The sequence below is a fragment of the Yersinia massiliensis CCUG 53443 genome (genome assembly GCF_000312485.1).
Classification (GTDB): Bacteria; Pseudomonadota; Gammaproteobacteria; order Enterobacterales; family Enterobacteriaceae; genus Yersinia; species Yersinia massiliensis.
Map to the genome: position 1 here is coordinate 1,041,843 of NZ_HE997643.1, position 19,244 is coordinate 1,061,086.

Below are 19,244 nucleotides of genomic sequence, written 5' to 3' on the forward strand. Positions count from 1 at the left end.
TTTAGTGTTGATAAGCGGAATCAAACGCCGGAATAAGTGGCAAAATGGCACCTTGTTTGTCGAAAACAGTTAATTTAAAAAACAATTCGCGGTGGCACTGTCATCTTTTTAATGCATGATGATTCTGGTGAGGCAACCCATTGAGAAATTTAGTCACACGGCTTTGGCGTAATAAAAGGAGTTATTTTGAATCAATCACAAGCGACAACTCATCTCTCAGCAACCGAGGCGATTGATCGGCTGGAGACGTTATACGACTCTGCACTGGCAGCATTACGTGATGCGATCAGTGCATTTATCCGCGACGGTGCTTTGCCGGATGTGGGGGAGCGAGCTAAGGGTTTATTCTCATACCCGCAATTGAGTGTGAGTTGGGATGGCCGGTTCCGTGATCACCAACGCACTCGTGCTTATGGGCGTTTCTCGCGTACGGGTCAATACAGCACCACTGTCACGCGGCCAGCGCTGTTCCGCGAATACCTGACTGAGCAGTTGTCTCTGCTAGAAACTGAGTATGGTGCCGTATTTGAAGTGACACCGTCACAACAAGAAATGCCATATCCTTTTGTTATTGATGGTTCCGATCTGATTCTGGATCGCTCAATGACGGCGGGGCTCGCACAGCATTTCCCGACCACTGATCTGGCAAAAATTGGTGATGACATCACTGATGGAATTGATACCGCCTCAGCGGATTTCCCGTTATCGCATTTTGATGCGCTGCGCACTGATTTTTCACTGGCGCGCCTGAAACACTATACCGGTACACCGGCAGAACATATTCAACCCTATATTCTTTTTACCAATTACAGCCGCTACGTTGATGAGTTTGTCAGTTGGGCTTGTGAGCAAATTCTGGACCCATCTAGCCCTTATATCGCGCTGTCGTGTGCCGGTGGCAACTACATTACGGCGGAAACGGCCGATCCGGAAAGAACGACTTCTGATTTGGCCTGGAAGAAACATCAAATGCCTGCTTATCACTTAGTGGCTGAAAGTGGGCATGGCATCACCTTGGTGAATATTGGTGTGGGCCCGTCCAATGCCAAAACTATTTGTGATCATTTGGCGGTATTACGGCCACACGCGTGGTTGATGATCGGCCATTGCGGCGGTTTGCGAGAAAGTCAGGCGATTGGTGACTATGTTCTGGCGCATGCCTATTTACGTGACGACCATGTACTCGATGCAGTATTACCGCCGGATATCCCAATTCCAAGTATCGCTGAAGTGCAGCGGGCACTATACGATGCCACCAAAGCCGTGAGTGGTATGCCGGGTGTTGAGGTAAAACAGCGGTTACGTACTGGTACAGTGGTGACCTCAGACGATCGTAACTGGGAACTGCGTTTTTCCGCTTCGGCGCTGCGTTTCAGCCTAAGCCGTGCAGTGGCCGTGGATATGGAAAGTGCGACTATTGCAGCGCAAGGTTATCGCTTCCGAGTGCCTTATGGCACGTTACTTTGTGTTTCGGATAAACCTTTACACGGTGAAATTAAATTACCGGGTCAGGCTAATCATTTCTATGAGGGTGCTATCTCTGAGCACTTGCAGATTGGTATTCGAGCCATAGACTTATTGCGTGCAGAAGGTGATCAATTACATTCACGTAAATTACGGACCTTTAACGAACCCCCATTCCGTTAATAAGCACTGATTGCCGCAATAAATGGCGATAACCCATGAGCGGGTCTTTTAGAAGCTTCCCTCCTACATAGTGATAAAGAGGGAAGCGAATAAAAAATGACTATTGACTCGTTATATGGGCAAGGCGAGAATCATTTGCGGCGGTTGTTAATAATTGGCCAATAAATAGCACTAATAAATAAATGGTTGCATGACAGCTATGCAGCCTGTTTATGTGGTGAATGATAATATTGGCGAATTAATAAAATGGAGGGTGCTTGTATTTATTCTATCAATATTAATTCCCAATATTTTTATATGCCAATACAACACTATTTCCTTTTTTAGTTGTATAACAATCACTAGCGAATCCCTTTGCGTTTAATTCTAACTCTATGAATTAGCGATATTTAGATGTTTCATTCATATTGGTTCTTTGCGCAGAGGTTAACGTAAATATATTCAGTGAGGTATTTATGACAGTATTGACAATTTATTTTTGTGGTACAGGATCGAACAAATTTGATGATTCCAACCTTAATTTTTGGAATGGGGAGTTGATTTCTAACCTAGCGTCTCATCATTTGGGTCGAGAATTTGCCGAATGGATTATTATCGATGGCCCGGGTAGCGGGAATATTCAGGATGATGAACTCTGGGTGGAAAGTGGTAAGTATTACGGTTGGTTGGGCAGTGCTTTCGGTTACGGCTGGCAAGAAAACGTGAATCATGCCATCCAGATGATAAAAGGCAATTTCGACTGGCGGCGAGAGAAGTTGACCGAACAACAATATCTTCAACTAAAAAGAGCGGGCGTTCCCATTAAAGACGTTGAAGTCACGGGTTCTTTTTTCTGGCGGCACTATGACTACGGCAAGCGGAAAATAAGCCAACAGCAACTTCAACAGCAAATTATTCAATCTTTCCGGAAAGGCGGAGTTATTCCAACGCAAGTTAACCTTGTTGGTTGGAGCCGAGGTGGGATCAGTTGCCATATGCTCGCCAATGCAATGCTTGAGGACCCAACCTTAAAAACAATCCCAGTGAATATTTTTGCAGTAGACCCCGTGCCCGGCCCAATGAATTTCCAACGTGAGAAAGTGACGTTAGGTCATAACGTCAAAGAATACGTGGCATTCTATGCCAGAGATGAGCGTTCAAAAGGTTTTTCTTGCGTGATCCCCGAAACGGATAAATCAACGGCAGTGCATATCTACCCCATGTCAGGTCGGCATGCGACGCTGGTCGGTAATGCATCCAGTGATGGTATTTCCGGGAGTAAGATTTTGTTTGAACCAGGGATGGTCGTTCGTCATTTTGCGGAGACATGCCTAACAAGGTGGGGTGTCAATCAGGATAAAAAGCTTGATTTGGATGAAGAACAATTGTTCGAACTCCACATCGCAATGCAGAGGAATGCCGAACTCTATACAAAGATGCAGAGTATTTCGTATACCGGTATAACTGAAAATGATGAGGGTGAACGTTATGTCTCTAAAGGAAAGATGGGTACCCGTTTCTCATTAATTAAGGGTGACGTCTATACACCAGCATCAGGGTTAACCTCCGACTTTTTAGTCAATAACTCGATCTACGACAGACTAAAGTAACCGCTGATACTCAGCATTAATGCTGAGAATAGGGTGTCATATCGACGCCCTTTGTCTTAGCGTCGAACACCAGTACCGATACTGATCGAGGATATTCCTCCCGAGCCACCACTCACGCCGACATGACCGGTATTGGCACAACTGATTAAGAGCAGTGCAATCATCACTACCAGTAAATTCTTCATTGGGCGTCCTTCGCGGCTCATACATTAGATAACTTATTATATCTCAACAGCGGAATAGGTCGCCATCAAACTCATATACAGCGCAAATGTATAGCGGTGATGGCTAGTTTCAACCTGATTGGAGACAGTATCTGTTTAATAATCAGATCAACGACTTTGCTCCCATTTAATCAAGAGAATCCGCTATGCACTTTACTCAAGCCATCGCCAGACTCCCAGCAGACACTTGTGGCCACGGCCAGACAACGTCCAAATTGGGCGCCCCCGATGTCGCGGTCACAGGACAACAGTTTCTCGCCTATGTGGATACGTTGCTGCGACTGGGATTGAAAGTGACTATTTTGCCTGCGGCTCCGGCCTATCCTGATGCGCATTTTGTCGAAGACACTGCGGTAGTGATGCCGGAGTTGGCGGTGATAACACACCCAGGCGCGCCAAGTCGCCAAGGGGAGGTGGATACCATCGAACCACTCTTTACTGATCGACCTGTTTTTCGGATGAGCAATAACGGGCATCTTGATGGCGGCGATGTTTTGTTAGTGGGTAAACAATTCTTCATCGGGCTGACCTCGCGGACTGATCAGGTCGGGATTACTGAGTTTACGGGGGCAGTTGAGCAATATGGTTACAGTGTCACCGCTATTGAAGTGAGCGCAGGGCTACACCTGAAATCGATTGTTAACTACGTGGGCCGCAACACTTTGTTGCTGACAGAGGATTACCAGCATCATCCTGCATTCGCGTCGTTTAATACCATTGTTATCCCTGAAGCGGAGTCCTATGCTGGAAATACGTTATGGATTAACGATACGTTAATTACCCCGCAGGGGTATCCTTACACCTTGGCACAAATTGAAAAACTGGGGATGCCGATTATCCAGCTCAATACCAGTGAGTTTAAAAAAATGGATGGCGGCTTGACCTGCCTCTCACTTCGTTTCTAATGACTTATCGTTTATAACGACTTGCCAACACCGGGATTTTAATCATGAAAAAGACATTAGTTGCATTGTTTACTGGCCTGATACTTTCTGCTCCGATGCTTTCTACCCCAGTTGCGGCTCAAACGATTGAGACGATCAGTTTTGGTGTGGATGGCGGATATCCACCTTTTGACGTGCTTTCACCTAACGGCGAAATAACAGGTTTTGATATCGATATCGCCAATGCATTGTGTGACAATTTGCATGCTAAATGTGTGTTTGTGAAGCAACCGTTCGAAAGCATGATTGCCGCGCTTAACGCTAAAAAGTTCGATGCGATTATTGCGTCTCTTAGCATCACGGATGAACGTAAAAAAGAAGTCGATTTCACTGATCGCTATTATCGCAGTTCAGCCCAATTAGTCGCGCGTAAAGGCAGTCCGTTGTTGCCAGACGCCGCGAGCTTGAAAGGCAAAACTGTCGGTGTGCAAACAGGTTCGATTCACGAAACTTATGCTAAAAAACATTGGGGTGGGCAAGGGGTGAAAATTGTCTCCTATGCCAATCAGGATAATGTTTACTTAGATCTCCTGTCTGGGCGTATTAACGCATCGCTGCAAGATAACATTCAAGCAGCCAGCAGCTTTATCGATACACCCCGTGGGCAAAAATTTGCGTTTGCTGGCCCCGTTATCCAAGACGAAACCATCTCTTCTGACGTTGGAATCGCGGTAGGTAAAGATAACCCTGCATTACGTGATGCGTTGAATGGTGCGATCAAGGCTATCCGCGCTGATGGCACCTATGATGCCATTCAGAAGAAATATTTCAGCTTCGACATTTACGGCAACTAAGTTTGATAACTTGCTAACTTTATGGCTAGTCAGAGTCAGCATTGTTATTCAGAAGAATATTGCTAACCAAAACCAGTGGATGAGTGATGACTTGTCCAGATGCAACTTGTCAGCGGCGGGAGGCCGATAATGGTTGTAGAGTATTTGCCATTACTGGCTCATGGGGCAGGATTATCGCTGTGTGTGATGCTACTTTCATTATTGGTGGCGCTCACCTTGGGGTTGATTAATGCGGTCATTAAGCTCTTTGGCTCGCGCTGGTTGCGTTGGATATCGACTGGTTACACCACGTTAGTACGGGGTATTCCTGAACTGGTCATCATGCTGCTGTTGTTCTTTGGCGGTGAAATGTTGGTGAACGGGTTCCTCAGCTTATTGGGGCTGGGACCCGTTCGCTTCAATACTTTTATCTCTGGGGTATTGGCGATTGGTATTGTGTTCGGCGCGTATTACACCGAAACCTTCCGAGGGGCATTTCAAACGGTGGATCGTGGACAGCTTGAAGCTGCGGTGGCGTATGGTATGCGCCCAGGGCAAGTGTTCAGGCGCATTATGTTGCCGCAAATGCTCAGCTTTGCGATTCCGGGTATCAATAATAACTGGCTAGGATTAATGAAGGCTTCCGCATTGATCTCCATTCTCGGTTTGGAAGATATGGTGTGGTTGGCTGAGCAGGCGGGGCGAGCGACACAAAAACCGTTTTTGTTCTACTTCTTGGTGGCGCTGATCTATATGGTCATTACTGCGCTTTCTAGTTGGGGCTTTAGCCTCCTTGCGCGGCGCTATGCGCTTTCGACCTCAACTGCGGCGAGGGCGCGCTAATGAATCTGCAAACCATACTGGAAGCTGTCCCGACTTTTTTGTACAGCGATGGTTCTGAGACGACGGGTCTGGCGATGACCGCCAAACTGTTTTTACTGTCAGTGGTACCGGGTATGTTGCTTGCGTTACTGATGGCGGTCGGGCAGGCGTTTGGTCCTCGGCCATTGGCATGGCTTATTCGCAGCTTCACCTATTTCTTTCGCAGTACGCCGCTCTACCTGCAACTGATGCTGATTTATTATGGCCTATCCCAATTTGATATCGTGCAATTGGGCTGGCAGGACGACCAACCTTTCTGGCTATTGTTCCGCGATGCCACCTTTTGTGCCACTTTAGCACTGGTGCTCAATACCAGTGCATACGTCGCGGAGTTACTGGCGGGCATGATGATCACTTTCCCGCGCCAAGAATGGGTGGCAGGTGAAGCGTTTGGCATGAGCCAATGGCAGATTATTCGGCGTTTAGTGCTACCCGCAACACTGCGGCGCGGTATTCCGGCACTCAATAACGAAATGGTATTTTTGTTACATGCCACGTCTCTTGCGAGCACGGTGACGTTACTGGATATCACTGGGGTAGCGCGGGCTTTTTATGCCTCGACCTATTCGCCGTTTATTCCCTTTTTGATGGCAGCAGCGTTGTACCTGTTGTGTACTTTTGTGCTGATCTTTTTGTTTTCGCAGGCAGAACGGCGTTGGCTCGCCTTTGCCCGCCACGATTAAGTTCTCAGGTGCGCTTAATGACCTGTAACTCCGTCAAGGTAACGATTTTATCGACCCGAAATTTTTTGCTGGTCAGCCAGTTATCCGCCAGTAAGCGATAATGTTCCATGTTGCGGCACCCAATGCGCACCAAGAAATCAAAACTGCCGCCGACCAACCAGCAATCCAGCACTTCCGGCGTTTTACGGACTTCTTGCTCGAATGCTGCTTGCGATTGACCATGATCAGCCAAGGCGATTTGCGCCTGAATGACGAAGGCATGCTCTGGTTCAGGCAGCTCAACAATTGCACTGTAGCCGCGGATGATACCGGCGCGCTCCAATAACCGGACACGCTCAAGGCAGGGGCGCGCAGTCAGATTCACCTGCTCAGACAGCTTCTGATAAGAGATGCGACCATCTTGGCTTAGGATTTCGAGGATTTTTTTGTCAATTCGGTCAAGTCGGGCTTTCTTTTCCACAGATAGGACGTCCAATGAAAATCAATCATCATAAGTTACCTGAACATGCCCTCGGTGGGCAGCGTCAATTAACCCATTTTTATTTTGGCCAGCCGGGCATAGGCGAAAAAATTTACCTGCAAGCTGGGCTCCATGCCGATGAACTGCCCGGCATGTTGGTATTACATTATCTTAAAAGATTACTGAGTCAGGCGGAACGGCGTGGTGAAATTCAAAGCGAAATAATTGTTGTGCCGATGGCAAATCCTGCGGGTATTGCACAAGTGTTGCTCAACAGCGGTATTGGCCGTTTCGATTTAGTCAGTGGCCGTAATTTCAATCGCGATTTCCCCGATCTGGCCCGATTGATTCCATCACACCTGATATCTAATCTACCTACCAATAATCCTAGCCTGACCGACGTAAAAGGCTTACGCCAACACATACGGACGGCCATGGTTGATGCTCTGCAAACCTTACCCGTGCTCAGTGAAGTCGCCGCCATACGCCAACATTTATTAGAGCTGGCTTGCGATGCTGATCTGGTGCTAGACCTTCATTGTGACGATCACGCTATCTTGCACTTATACGCCGATCCAGCTTGGCGCGATCAGGTAGAAACACTGGCGCAGTTTTTAGCTATCGATACCGTTTTGCTGTCACACGACAGCGGCGGGGGGTCTTTTGATGAAGCTTGCGGGTTGCCGTGGCATCGACTGGCAGAGCAGCATCCGAACCTTCGTCAATTAGCACCGGCTTGCATGGCGGTTACCGTCGAATTGCGGGGGCAGCAAGATGTCAGCCATGCATTAGCCAGTGCCGACGCAGAACGTATCTATCATTACTTGCAGCACCGAGGAGCCATCGCGGGGAGCGCACCGGCAGTACCGCAGCGTGAGATTACAATGTTGCCTTTTACGGCCGGTGAAATCGTCAGCGCGCCAGTCAGTGGTATCTTACTGTTGTTGCGCCAGCCAGGCGAATGGGTCAGTCAGGGGGAAGTGGTGGCTGAAATCGTCGATCCCATTACCGATACGGTACAAGCAGTTCGAGCCCAAGCGGGCGGGATTATTTATGCCAGCCGGCGCGCGCCTTTTGTGACTATGGGTGCAGAAGTGATGAAAATTGCAGGTAAAACCCCCTATGAAGGGGGCGGCGAGATTGCTATGTGAAGCATAATACTAGACGTTAGAATATTACTTTAAATGCTCAAAGTCTGATGCATCATGGCGTTCAGGCAACTGTTCCTCTGGGGCTCCCCATGTGCGGTTAACAATCCTACCGCGTTGTACCGCTGGCCGTTTGGCGATATTTTCTGTCCAGCGCAGCAAATGGGTATAGGATTTCACATCCAAAAACTCCCCAGCTTCGTATTGCAGACCCAGTACCAAGTTGCCATACCACGGCCAGATAGCGATATCAGCAATGGAGTATTCATCCCCTGCGATGTATTCGCGATCTTTAAGCAGTGTGTTGAGCAAATCAAGCTGACGCTTGGCTTCCATTGTGAACCTGTCAATCGCGTATTCAATTTTAACTGGCGCATAGTGATAGAAATGACCAAAACCGCCGCCCAGATAAGGCGCAGCCCCTTGTAGCCAGAAGAGCCAATTCAGTGCTTCTGTGCGACCTTCGTGGGATTTCGGTAAGAAATGACCAAACTTGTCTGCTAAATACAGCAGGATGGCACCTGACTCAAACACTCTCACCGGCGTAGATGTTGAGTGGTCCATCAATGCTGGGATTTTCGAATTTGGATTAACGGCAACAAAGCCACTTGAGAACTGATCGCCTTCACTTATGCGTATCAAATGCGCATCGTATTCCGCTTCTTTCACACCAATAGCTAATAACTCTTCCAGCAAGATTGTAACCTTCTGGCCATTAGGTGTTGCTAGGGAGTAAAGCTGGAGCGGATGTTTACCGACGGGTAGGGTAGCGTCAAATCGAGCACCCGCTGTAGGCCGGTTAATCTTGGACCACACACCGCCGCTTTCATTATTTTCAGTCCAGACCTTTGGGGGCTGGTATTGGTTATCTTTCATCATGGATGACCTTTTTGAGAATAAAGACGAACTCAATAATACGCATAATTGACACTGAAATTATACAATCTCCGTTATCTCGTACTCTCTCAGAATAAAGCGAGTTTCAGTGCCCCATTGGGAAGTTTTAATTCTTTCTTGATGTGCTGTGAAGGTGTTTTCATTGGTGAATAACTCTTCAACTGACCAAACAAGGGGATCAGCAGTGACAGCGACATCAAAGGCGATGCAGCCGGATTCATTTCTGGTTAAGCTAATGTGCTCAGGGAGAAAGCGCTGGACAATTCGGGCTTCATCTAGATTCTGACAAATTAATCGCCCGCTGAGTTTGATCATTTTCACTCCCATTCATTCAATTAAGAAGCCATTGTTTTTGCTCTATTGGCTATATCGTCCGATTATGCACTTTCTTGTAATACCTCTGACGCAGCTTCTTCGAGTTGTTGTTCTAGGCTGTTGAGGATCTTAGCTAATACGTTTTCTTGTGTTTTGAACCAGTCATCTTTATCAACATGAGAAGTGACCAGCCGCCATGATTCTTGGCCTTCTAACTCATCCAGTTCACGTAACATCACATCAATTTGATCTTTTACTTCAGTAATTTTTCTGCGCAGTCTTTCAAGGTCATCAATGCAATCACTCGCCATCAATGGCTCAAGCCCTTGTTTCAAGTTCTCTAGCAAACTGTAAATGGCGGTAAAGTCACCACGCTGACGAGCTTGATTCAGTTGCACCATGAGTTGGTGGGCTTTTTCTTTAAATTCATCGGCGACGAGATCGGGATGACATAATCGACTGGCTTGTCGCCACAATTTTTTTAACTCCAAACGTTGATCCGACGAGAGTTTTTGATGATTGCCATGCCGCTGTTCCGCATCATATTGCTGTTCTTGATAGCGCTCATATTTTTCTTTAGCTTCTTCGCGGGCTTTGCGGGTTGACTCAGTATTACGTGAGTAAACGTTGTTTTCTAACGCTTGAATTTCAATGAGTAATGATGAGACCAACGCGGTCTGTTGCTGAATTTGTTTGCGTAACTCGATGGTTTCACTGGCGATAGTGGAAGGAGATAACCAATGCTGTTTGAGTTTGGCTAGTTCGTCTATAGCCTGAGCAATATATAGCTGACAGTTGTGATAATCACGTTCTTTGCGGCGGGCTTCTGCTTCGGCCTTGCGCAAGGTGCTTTCTGCTAATTGTTTGCGTAAATTGAGGATCTGTTGAGTGATCGGGCCAAGCCGAACATGGTAAAGGTCATTAAAATCGTCCAATAGCTGAATTCTTTCATTACGCTTATCGATTAACTCACTTAGCTGTTCTTCCAACGCTTTTAATTCTAACTTACAGGCAGCTAATTCAAGATCTTGCCACTGCGTAACGCCATGATGGCTGTTCAACCAAGTCGAAATGGCTTTAAGCGCATTGGAATAATTTCCTTGCTCAATCGTTGCGACGATAAAAACGAGCACCGCATCATCGGCTTCACATTTTAGATAAGGAAGTTGTTGGCGAACGATATCATCATCTTCAAGCTCGATAGCGCTTTTGATGATCTCCAGCCGCTTCATGATTTTTTTCATAAGTATCTGTTTGGCTAATGGCAAAGACGGGATACATACATACTAAACAAGGACTTCAATTAGTTCCAGATGAATTAAGACGAGTACTCATTGAATGTTGATTATTACAAGATAGCGACTCTGTTGTTTAGGGACATAAGTTAAGTTGGTCCTATTTGGCAACAAGTACGACACATGCAAATAACCCCACGAAAAATTCGAGGGGCTATTTTCTGGATTATTTCTCTGATGTTAATTCGCTTAATTTTTCTGGTGATACTTTTTGTCCGAGTGGATTATTACCCCAGCATTGTTCATATTTCCAACCGGTTAGCTCCTCGATAATAGCGCGTGGTTGTGGTTCAATATCTGCAATCGCGCCGCCAGCCTTAATGCGAGCAATTTCTTCTAGCAGAACCATATGACTTTTGCGGTCGAGTTTCATTTGCGTGGTGTAATAGATGGCGACTAAGGCCAGAGCCGACACACCAATAGCAAAGACACCTACGATAGCTTGAACAGCCGTTTCTGGTTGCACTGATTGGCCCGAAACAAAACCAAATTTACTCAGGGTCCAGCCCATGGCAAAAACAATGACAGAACGAACCATTTTGCCTGCGAAGGTCATTGCACCAGCATAAAGTCCCTCACGACGACGCCCTGTTAATACTTCATCCACATCGGCCAAGAAGGTGTAAACGGTCCATGGAATATAGTAGATACCCCCAGTACTCAGGCCGAATACCACTGTAATGGCGAACAATACAATCACCGTGCTGGTATCAGACCAACCGGTGAAGTAGAGCGCGGCATAAGCGAAAACACTGACGATCACCACTTGTAATGCAATACGGAAAGGGCGAGCAAAACCCATTTTTACGCAGATACCGATAAAGAATGCGGTCGAGATGAGTTGCATTATTGAGCTGAAACTATTGAGTTGTGATACCAAAACCGCGCTTTGGCGCAAGCCGAAGATAATAAAATAGGTAAATGAAGAGGCAAATAACCATTCGGCACCAAATCCAAACAAATACATCCCCAAATGTTTGCGGAATATACGCAAGCGGAAAGTTGATGCCATATCGATGCACAGTTTTTTGACTGCTTGAACAAAACTGCTCGTCGTTTCTTTTACCACTTCGCTGGCTGGGCGTTCCCAAGAAGATACGTACAGGAAGATCATGGCGAGACACATAATGACCCCATATGCGATCCCGGTATACAAGAAGGGCATTGGCGAGTCTTTACCGTAGAAGGCAATAAATTGGCCAGGGATAAAGGCTGCCATGAAATTTGCAATTTTTCCGAATATGGCTTTTGAACCGGTTAGCTTAGAGCGTTTGGCAAAGTCGGTTGTCATTTCTGTCGCTAAGGTTTCGTAGGGCACCATGATGGAGGTGTAAATTAGCTCAAACATGGCGTAGGTGACGAGGTAATACCAAAACCCAAAACCGCTCACCCAAAGCAAGGGATAAAATAAGACCAGTGGAATACCAATCAGAATAAAGAAGCGACGGCGGCCAAACATTCGGCCAAGACGAGTATTGTAAAAGTTATCGGTAATGTAACCCATGATAGGGTTACTAATCGCATCAAGAATACTGGCGAGAGAAAATATAGCTGCCGCCTCAACCACCGATAATCCACAAAATGTGGTGTAGAAGTACATCAACCAGGCACCACTGATAGCCAAAGCGCCACTGCCTAACAGATTGGCACTCCCGTAGGCCACTGTGTGACGAATCGTTATTTTCTTTTCCATTTGCATCCCTTCATTAATCAAAACTTTGTTTCATATTTATCAATACTGCGTTTCTTTATAGTCTTGTTATTGTGGATAAAATGAGATCAAACTCACGTTTTTGCTTGTTACAGTTAAAATGACAAGTTTTTAAACGTGAGTTCAAACAGACAAATCAGCTTAAAAAGAAGGTATTTGAGTGGCTTGAGTTCGGGAATTGCTCAGGGGAAGATACTATTGGTTTTTTGTGACATTAATCACAAAAATATTGAAATGCCGTTCCGAAAGCGTTAAGCTTCGTTTTGTGATGAACATCACACAATAAATATTTCAATTACGCAGAGGAACAACAAATGAAAAACATCTATAACATTGGCAAATTATTCGAAAAACTGGGCGATGCATACGATGACTTTTGTCAGCGTATTGGCTCTGTCGTTTCACCGTTTTAATGGGGGGCTTTAGTGGCTGTCACTCGTATTAGTAAAAGGTGGAAACGGTAAGTTCATCACCTTTTACTATACGTGTTAACCACATCCTATTATCGGAGTAAAAAGTGACTAGATGTTGCCAAAATAAACAAAAAGAGCAGGGCAGTCAGGCAGCAATTAATGCAATAGAATTTGTTAATAATACTCAAGCCAGTTCGGAGACATGCCAGTGAGTGCAAGTTCTCCCGTCCCGTATTCCCGACATTTATTTCGCTACACCCCTTTTAGAAATTTATTTTTTGCCCGCCTTCTCACCGTATTAGGTAATGGAATTGCCCCGATTGCCTTGGCTTTCGCTGTGTTGGATATCGGTGGTTCTGCAACTGATCTCGGCCTGGTTGTGGCGGCACGTTCGATTTTTAATGTCGCATTCTTGTTAATTGGCGGTGTGCTAGCTGATCGCTATTCCCGAAGTCTCGTTTTACTCTCTTCCTCAACGATTGCTGCTTTATCTCAAGCAGTGGTGGCTTGGTTAGTGTTGGATGGCACAGCTACGGTTATCGGTTTGGCACTACTCGGTACCATTAATGGTGCAGCAGCAGGAATCGCTTTACCGGCATCTTCGGCAATGGTCCCGCAGACAGTCCCTAAATATCACCTCAGAACTGCAAATGCTTTTATCCAAGTTGGTATCTATGCGGGAACGGTGATCGGAGCCTCTTTAGGGGGAATTTTGACGAGCGCAATTGGGCCAGGATGGGGCTTAGCAGTCGATGCCTTGGGTTTCGCCGCCGCCGCACCACTGTATTACTTCATTCGGGTTAATCCAACGCTGTCCCAAGAGTCAAACACGAATATCTTGCAGGATCTGCGTGATGGGTGGAAAGAATTCATCTCTCACTCATGGGTTTGGTCCATCGTAGCCCAATTTACTATTGTGAATGCTGCTTTTAGTGGCGTTGTCATGATTCTCGGCCCCATTGTGGCTGATGCAACGTTTGGGCGGGTAGGTTGGGGCATTATTGTTGCGGCACAGAGTATCGGCTTGATCGTCGGTTCATTTATTGCCCTGCGGTGGCGTCCAAGGCGGGATCTTTTTGTTGGCGTCTTACTCGTTTCACTGTGCGCTGTTCCGATTGTTCTCTTGAGTGTCGCACCTTCGACAACGGTACTTATGGGGGCATTTTTTATTGCCGGTGTTGGTTTTGGTCAATTCGGCGTTGTATGGGCGAATTCGTTACAAACTCATATTCCCCCTGAGAAACTTGCTCGTGTTTATGCCTATGACGCATTGGGATCATTTATTGCGATTCCAGTCGGGGAACTCGCGGCCGGTCCTCTTGCTATGCATTACGGCACTTCGGGGGTTTTATTAGTTTCAGCCGCCGCAGTGGTGATAGCGACGATTGCCGCGGGCCTGATACCATCGATTAGGAAACTCGATAATTCCCCAGAGTAAAATCGCAGATCTAGATTTTTTGCTTATAGTTAAGTAAAAGAATCAAACAAACCTATACAAGAACGATATTAAAGAAAGTCATACAGATGGCATCTTAACGGTGACTTTTTTCAAGAGGTATTCCATGGTCCACAAGAAAGACAGCCTAGAACTGGACGAGGATATTTGCGTTCATATATTCACGGCATCGGCTGGCATGGTCGGTGTTTGCATTACGGTTATTGGGATATTTCAGGTGATCACGGCATTAAGGCGTGAAGACACACTGGGCGATGACTTACTGGCAGTTAATGCAATTCTTTATTTGATCACGACAGTACTATCATATTGGGCGCTGAGAACCCGAAAATTGCGTCGTAACCATGCGCTGGAAAAAGTTATTGATGTGCTCTTTTTGCTAGCACTGACTTTCACCACAGTGGTCGCGGGTGTGATTACTTGGGCGATGACATTTACATAGCGTGGACATAAGTAGAGGGGAGGTAACAGCAACGTGAGACATGATATAACTCAGGGTGGGCATGTATCTGTGACGATGGGAACTCACAAATGCAATTTAACATAATATACATTATGCGCACCATGGTAAGGGTACGTAGAATCTGAGGTTTTGCCGCTGTCATTGTTGTGCTGCATTGTCACTGACGGTTTACTTGGTAAAGTTTACCATTAGCACCAGACGATCATAAAAATGCATCAGCGACCAGATTCATTGAAGTCCTACTATGCTGCCCGCTGGCAAAATCAATTGATAATGACACGACCATTTAGCGGCTGCACTGGCCGATTGTTGGCATGGTGTTTCATCGCAGAGCTAAATTGGCTGACCTGCTCAGCGGAAATATTTACCGGTTCCTTAAACACGATCCAACGAACACCTTCAGAACATGGTGGCGTCGTTAACGAAGCGCTGAAGCGATAAAACTTTTGCTGTTTATCTGAAAGCGTCTTGATATTGATTGGCTTGTTTAGCACGACACTCTGACCCGCTTCCGCAGGCATTTTTTGCCAAGCTTCAGTCAGCTGTTGGTTTGATTTACCCTCTTTAAACATGAGCGCTAATACGGCTAATTCGCCATCTTTATCTTTAAATACAAAGTGAGCTTCCAGCGGGAATTGTTTGCCATCGATCAGGTTCTCGCTGGGTGAATGGAAATGAAATTGTTGCAGTGTGAACGTATCTTCATCCAATACCAAAGTGCTCCCGTCTGTAACGTTGACCTGAATTGTATGACCGTTATTGACAATTTCCTGTTTACTTGGCTGAGTAGTCAATTGAAGATTGCTATGATGGGTTTTGAGTGAGTCATGAATATTAATAGGAGATTGATTTTTGCCGGTACTGCATAACGAAAAATCAGGCGAGAGTTTACTCCAATTTTCAGGACCATCTTGTCCCTCATAACCCCAATGAGGAGCATGTTCTGCTGCAACACTTGAAAAACTAGCGGCTAACATAGCCATAAGAAGTAACTTTCTTTTCATTTTTACTTTACACCATCATTCTGAATAATACTTTAAAGTATTCACTACATACTGACGTTTATACTTTTCCATTTTTAGTGACATTCTTAGTTCGCAATAGCAAAACTAATTCCGCAGTGTGATTAATTATTTCAGTGCGTGATTATAAAAATAACCAACAAACAATATGAAAATAACGGGAAAAGAATATAAATCAGCAATTGCATTAAAATCAACGAGAAGTATCTTATTATTTTGATTTTTATTTATCAGTGAATTCATTTAAATTCATATAGATATGAATTAATCAATCGTAAAAAGTCTATGTTAGGAAATTTCCCACACAAAGTGGTTTGTTTGTCTTATGTGCAGCAAAGTACATCTTATATATTATACATCACATCAAGTAAGACATGTGTAGATAATAAATGTCGCCTAATTACTTTTAATTACCACCCTTGTGGAATCTGACGAAAATAATTAATTGGCTTTGGCCGTCGTAGTCATTATCCACTTCATCATTAATAGATTAACTTGAGCTTTCATCAATATAAGCATGAAAGTCAAACTAAATTTAAATTAACGCTTTGGAGTTTTAAATGAATAAGATTACTTTGGCTCTGGCATTATTCACAGCATCGACTACTTTCGCCATGGCAGCAAATAATAATACGATTACTTTCCAGGGCGAAGTAACGGCACAAACATGTTCTGTTACTGTAAATGGTATTGAATCAAGTCCACTGGTCTTATTACCAACAGTATCAAGTGCTGACTTGGATGCCTCTGGTAAAAAAGCGGGTAAAACGACATTCACTTTGGGCGTTTCAGGTTGCACAGCTGATACCAGTGATGTAGATATCAAAACTGTATTTGTAGGCAACCAAGTTTCTGCATCAGGTAACTTAAAAAATAGCGGAACAGCAACCAATGTTGAACTGCAATTACTGAAAGATGCCACGACAACGACCGGTATCGATTTGAACAGTGGTGTGGCGCAAGATGGAATCGTTTTGAAAGCAGGCCAAACTTCAGCAGAGCATGATTTTGCGGTTCAGTACTTCGCAACAGGACAAGCAACACCCGGGTCTGTCATTGCCTCTGTACAATACGCGGTTTCTTATCTGTAATGTCGTCATCGAGTCGGGTGGATAGTCCATCCGACTGATTATTACAGCGGATTTAATCTATCTTTCCCCTACTCCACTTCTTTCCTCCATAGCGCATCAATCTTCTTCATCCATGCTTCACTTTCTCTGTCCATGATTATCAATGGAATGTACAAGATTCTTAAAAACAGGTCATTTACTGGATGAAACGAGTAATGAGAACAATACTTATCCTTCCAAAGAAATAGATTTACTCACGCGTAAAAATATTTGATGAGAGGAATTATTATGAATTTATCAAAAACTATCACGACGTTAGTTCTCTTGGGTGCATTTTCTACCGGTGCTATCGCCGCCGAATTGCTAACAAAAGAAGATCTTAATAAAAGTCCTGATCAGTATGAAAAAATTGGTAACATCGTCACCGCTGGCGAGTTAGCCCCCAGTGACGCCAAGGAAGAGCTGTCTAAAAAAGCGGACGAGCTTGGCGGTGACTATTTTGTTGTGACATCAGCCATGACCAATGACAAAATCCATGCGACTGCTGATGTGTATAAGAAAAAATAGTGATGACGAAACAATTTCCAACATAAATTAAGCTGTCGTTTAGACGGCTTAATTTTTTTGTTCTTCTCCCAAAATACTTTCATCTGCCGCAAGTCCCCTTCTTTCTACCCGCTGATTCCGGTATGCTCAAAATAACTCATAAAAGTCTGCAGATTTGAAACGTGATTTCAGTGTTTACTATCTGTCATTATATCTATTCAAATCAATTTACTGCCCGTTAGCTCTAAGGTAAAAATCATGCGCTCGACTGCACTGCGTGGGTCTGCATTGCCATTACTTGTTGCCGGTGCTTTCTTTATGGAAAATCTTGATGCGACGGTCATTGTTACCGCGATGCCACAGATGGCTTCAACATTTTCTGTACATCCCATCGATATGAATATCGGGATTTCTGCTTACATTCTTACTTTGACGGTATTTATCCCTGCCAGTGGCTGGATTGCTAATCGCTTCGGCGCGCGTAATATCTTCGCCGCCGCCATGGTAATTTTTACTTTGGCATCAGTATTTTGTGCATTAAGTACTGATCTGCTGACTTTCACTGGGGCCCGAATTCTACAAGGGTTTGGTGGAGCCATGATGGTGCCAGTAGGTCGGTTAATTGTCCTGCGTAATACGGCTAAATCTGATCTCATAAAAGCGATTGCCACAATTACCTGGCCCGGCTTAGTCGCTCCTATTCTCGGTCCACCGGTCGGCGGTTTTATTACCACTTATGCCTCTTGGCATTGGATATTTATTTTAAATGTGCCGCTGGGTGCCATTGGTTTATGGTTGGCATGGCGGCTTATCCCGCAAGAATTACCGCAAAAAGAAACGCCTTTCGATATGCTCGGTTTTGTACTGACTGGTTCAGCCTGCTTTAGTTTGATGTTGGGTCTGGAACTCTTCAACCATCAAACTTTGTCACGTTTTGTCCCTCTATTCTGTATTGCGGGCAGTCTGATATTGGGCTTGTTAGCGGTTTATCATGCTAAACGGCAGACTTTCCCATTAGTTGACCTTTGGGCTTTGCGCATTAAAAGTTACAGTGTCACCATTTGGAGTGGTAGTGTATTTCGTATGGCTATCGGGGCAGTCCCCTTTTTATTACCTTTACTCTTCCAGATTGGTTTTGGTTTGAGTGCGTTTGATGCGGGTTTATTGGTCTTGGCCGTATTTGCCGGCAACTTAACCATGAAACCTTTTACCTCTGCGATCTTGTACCGCTTTGGTTTTCGTCCGACCCTACTTGTGAATGGTTTTCTGAATGCAGTCACTATCTTTGCTTATGCATTGATGACCCCTGACACACCTCATGTTTTGATTATAGTGCTGCTATTTATCAGTGGATTGACACGGTCTATGCAGTTTACTGCGCTAAATACTTTAGCGTATTCAGAAGTACCGGCACCTAAAATGTCCGGAGCCAATACTTTTTCGAATATGGCTCAACAGTTGTCGATGGGCTTGGGAATCGCGATAGGTGCGCTGGCGCTGCGGATTGCTGAGTGGTTTCATCCCTATCGAGCCGGCATTATTCCGCTGGAAAATTTCCAGATAGCATTTGTGGTTATTGGTATGGTCGCATTATTATCGGTAATCGATACCCTGACACTTAACCACGATGCGGGTGATGAGGTCCGTAAGAAGCCGTCAAAACGCTGAAAGACAGAAATGACTCACCGTAATAGCTTCTGCTTATC

General features: G+C 45.2%; 19 protein-coding genes. 12 read left to right on the top strand and 7 right to left on the bottom strand.

Annotated elements, in window-relative coordinates; translation table 11 throughout:
• The first annotated feature begins 186 nt into the window (after window positions 1–186).
• Both BN68_RS04670 and BN68_RS04675 read left to right on the top strand, forming a co-directional pair.
• A complete protein-coding gene (locus BN68_RS04670; RefSeq protein ID WP_019209995.1) occupies window positions 187–1,647 on the top strand; it encodes an AMP nucleosidase in 1,461 nt (486 codons plus the stop codon).
• A gap of 455 nt (window positions 1,648–2,102) precedes the next feature.
• Window positions 2,103–3,236 carry a hypothetical protein gene (locus BN68_RS04675; RefSeq protein WP_019209996.1) on the top strand — a complete coding sequence of 378 codons (1,134 nt, stop codon included), beginning with the start codon at window positions 2,103–2,105 and terminating at the stop codon, window positions 3,234–3,236.
• A 56-nt stretch (window positions 3,237–3,292) separates the two neighbouring features.
• Here BN68_RS04675 and BN68_RS24425 read toward each other — a convergent pair whose 3' ends face one another.
• The gene (locus BN68_RS24425; protein ID WP_261373454.1) at window positions 3,293–3,421 is read right to left on the bottom strand and encodes a hypothetical protein; all 129 of its coding nucleotides are present in this window, start codon (window positions 3,419–3,421) and stop codon (window positions 3,293–3,295) included.
• A gap of 185 nt (window positions 3,422–3,606) precedes the next feature.
• Here BN68_RS24425 and BN68_RS04680 point away from each other — a divergent pair, with 185 nt between their 5' ends.
• The 4 genes from BN68_RS04680 to BN68_RS04695 all read left to right on the top strand — a co-directional run bounded on the left by BN68_RS04680 (window position 3,607) and on the right by BN68_RS04695 (window position 6,742).
• A complete protein-coding gene (locus BN68_RS04680; protein ID WP_019209997.1) occupies window positions 3,607–4,365 on the top strand; it encodes a dimethylarginine dimethylaminohydrolase family protein in 759 nt (252 codons plus the stop codon).
• Window positions 4,366–4,409: 44 nt separating this feature from the next.
• Window positions 4,410–5,198, top strand: coding sequence for an ABC transporter substrate-binding protein (locus tag BN68_RS04685; protein ID WP_019209998.1), 789 nt, complete (start codon window positions 4,410–4,412; stop codon window positions 5,196–5,198).
• A 129-nt stretch (window positions 5,199–5,327) separates the two neighbouring features.
• Window positions 5,328–6,020 (top strand): ABC transporter permease, encoded by a 693-nt coding sequence (locus BN68_RS04690; RefSeq protein WP_019209999.1) that lies wholly within the window; start codon window positions 5,328–5,330, stop codon window positions 6,018–6,020.
• Window positions 6,020–6,742 carry an ABC transporter permease gene (locus BN68_RS04695; RefSeq protein WP_019210000.1) on the top strand — a complete coding sequence of 241 codons (723 nt, stop codon included), beginning with the start codon at window positions 6,020–6,022 and terminating at the stop codon, window positions 6,740–6,742. Before BN68_RS04690 ends, BN68_RS04695 begins: the two co-directional genes overlap by 1 nt.
• A 4-nt stretch (window positions 6,743–6,746) precedes the next feature.
• Here BN68_RS04695 and BN68_RS04700 read toward each other — a convergent pair whose 3' ends face one another.
• Complete coding sequence (locus BN68_RS04700; protein WP_019210001.1) at window positions 6,747–7,202, bottom strand: Lrp/AsnC family transcriptional regulator; 456 nt, start codon at window positions 7,200–7,202, stop codon at window positions 6,747–6,749.
• 14 nt (window positions 7,203–7,216) lie between these two features.
• Here BN68_RS04700 and BN68_RS04705 point away from each other — a divergent pair, with 14 nt between their 5' ends.
• Window positions 7,217–8,353, top strand: a complete 1,137-nt coding sequence (locus tag BN68_RS04705) for a M14 family metallopeptidase (RefSeq protein ID WP_019210002.1) — start codon at window positions 7,217–7,219, stop codon at window positions 8,351–8,353.
• Window positions 8,354–8,377: 24 nt separating this feature from the next.
• Here BN68_RS04705 and yghU read toward each other — a convergent pair whose 3' ends face one another.
• The 4 genes from yghU to BN68_RS04725 form a co-directional block, all read right to left on the bottom strand.
• Window positions 8,378–9,226: a glutathione-dependent disulfide-bond oxidoreductase gene (gene yghU, locus BN68_RS04710; RefSeq protein ID WP_019210003.1), complete on the bottom strand. Its 849-nt coding sequence runs from the start codon at window positions 9,224–9,226 to the stop codon at window positions 8,378–8,380.
• Between the two features lie 60 nt (window positions 9,227–9,286).
• A complete protein-coding gene (locus tag BN68_RS04715) occupies window positions 9,287–9,562 on the bottom strand; it encodes a putative quinol monooxygenase (RefSeq protein ID WP_019210004.1) in 276 nt (91 codons plus the stop codon).
• Window positions 9,563–9,624: 62 nt separating this feature from the next.
• Entirely contained in the window at window positions 9,625–10,806 is a 1,182-nt protein-coding gene (locus BN68_RS04720; protein ID WP_019210005.1) for a DNA repair ATPase, read from the bottom strand.
• Window positions 10,807–11,023: 217 nt separating this feature from the next.
• Window positions 11,024–12,550 (bottom strand): MFS transporter, encoded by a 1,527-nt coding sequence (locus tag BN68_RS04725; protein WP_019210006.1) that lies wholly within the window; start codon window positions 12,548–12,550, stop codon window positions 11,024–11,026.
• A 639-nt stretch (window positions 12,551–13,189) separates the two neighbouring features.
• On the opposite strand from BN68_RS04725, the gene BN68_RS04730 reads away from it, so the two are divergent.
• Entirely contained in the window at window positions 13,190–14,419 is a 1,230-nt protein-coding gene (locus tag BN68_RS04730; RefSeq protein WP_042806522.1) for an MFS transporter, read from the top strand.
• Between the two features lie 124 nt (window positions 14,420–14,543).
• Window positions 14,544–14,879: a hypothetical protein gene (locus BN68_RS04735; protein ID WP_019210009.1), complete on the top strand. Its 336-nt coding sequence runs from the start codon at window positions 14,544–14,546 to the stop codon at window positions 14,877–14,879.
• Between the two features lie 284 nt (window positions 14,880–15,163).
• Here BN68_RS04735 and BN68_RS04740 read toward each other — a convergent pair whose 3' ends face one another.
• Window positions 15,164–15,904, bottom strand: a complete 741-nt coding sequence (locus BN68_RS04740) for a carbonic anhydrase (RefSeq protein ID WP_042806397.1) — start codon at window positions 15,902–15,904, stop codon at window positions 15,164–15,166.
• A 578-nt stretch (window positions 15,905–16,482) separates the two neighbouring features.
• On the opposite strand from BN68_RS04740, the gene BN68_RS04745 reads away from it, so the two are divergent.
• The 3 genes from BN68_RS04745 (at window position 16,483) to BN68_RS04755 (ending at window position 19,206) form a co-directional block, all read left to right on the top strand.
• Window positions 16,483–17,013, top strand: a complete 531-nt coding sequence (locus BN68_RS04745; protein ID WP_019210012.1) for a fimbrial protein — start codon at window positions 16,483–16,485, stop codon at window positions 17,011–17,013.
• 267 nt (window positions 17,014–17,280) lie between these two features.
• Entirely contained in the window at window positions 17,281–17,559 is a 279-nt protein-coding gene (gene yahO, locus BN68_RS04750) for a DUF1471 family periplasmic protein YahO (protein ID WP_019210013.1), read from the top strand.
• A gap of 237 nt (window positions 17,560–17,796) precedes the next feature.
• Window positions 17,797–19,206, top strand: a complete 1,410-nt coding sequence (locus BN68_RS04755; protein ID WP_019210014.1) for an MFS transporter — start codon at window positions 17,797–17,799, stop codon at window positions 19,204–19,206.
• Window positions 19,207–19,244 lie beyond the last annotated feature (38 nt).

Coding starts and splice junctions, on each gene's coding strand:
- BN68_RS04675 (WP_019209996.1), top strand. CDS start 2,103: ATGACAGTATTGACAATTTATTTTTGTGGTACAGGATCGAACAAATTT.
- BN68_RS24425 (WP_261373454.1), bottom strand. CDS start 3,421: ATGAAGAATTTACTGGTAGTGATGATTGCACTGCTCTTAATCAGTTGT.
- BN68_RS04680 (WP_019209997.1), top strand. CDS start 3,607: ATGCACTTTACTCAAGCCATCGCCAGACTCCCAGCAGACACTTGTGGC.
- BN68_RS04685 (WP_019209998.1), top strand. CDS start 4,410: ATGAAAAAGACATTAGTTGCATTGTTTACTGGCCTGATACTTTCTGCT.
- BN68_RS04690 (WP_019209999.1), top strand. CDS start 5,328: ATGGTTGTAGAGTATTTGCCATTACTGGCTCATGGGGCAGGATTATCG.
- BN68_RS04695 (WP_019210000.1), top strand. CDS start 6,020: ATGAATCTGCAAACCATACTGGAAGCTGTCCCGACTTTTTTGTACAGC.
- BN68_RS04705 (WP_019210002.1), top strand. CDS start 7,217: ATGAAAATCAATCATCATAAGTTACCTGAACATGCCCTCGGTGGGCAG.
- yghU (WP_019210003.1), bottom strand. CDS start 9,226: ATGAAAGATAACCAATACCAGCCCCCAAAGGTCTGGACTGAAAATAAT.
- BN68_RS04715 (WP_019210004.1), bottom strand. CDS start 9,562: ATGATCAAACTCAGCGGGCGATTAATTTGTCAGAATCTAGATGAAGCC.
- BN68_RS04720 (WP_019210005.1), bottom strand. CDS start 10,806: ATGAAAAAAATCATGAAGCGGCTGGAGATCATCAAAAGCGCTATCGAG.
- BN68_RS04725 (WP_019210006.1), bottom strand. CDS start 12,550: ATGGAAAAGAAAATAACGATTCGTCACACAGTGGCCTACGGGAGTGCC.
- BN68_RS04735 (WP_019210009.1), top strand. CDS start 14,544: ATGGTCCACAAGAAAGACAGCCTAGAACTGGACGAGGATATTTGCGTT.
- BN68_RS04740 (WP_042806397.1), bottom strand. CDS start 15,904: ATGAAAAGAAAGTTACTTCTTATGGCTATGTTAGCCGCTAGTTTTTCA.
- BN68_RS04745 (WP_019210012.1), top strand. CDS start 16,483: ATGAATAAGATTACTTTGGCTCTGGCATTATTCACAGCATCGACTACT.
- yahO (WP_019210013.1), top strand. CDS start 17,281: ATGAATTTATCAAAAACTATCACGACGTTAGTTCTCTTGGGTGCATTT.
- BN68_RS04755 (WP_019210014.1), top strand. CDS start 17,797: ATGCGCTCGACTGCACTGCGTGGGTCTGCATTGCCATTACTTGTTGCC.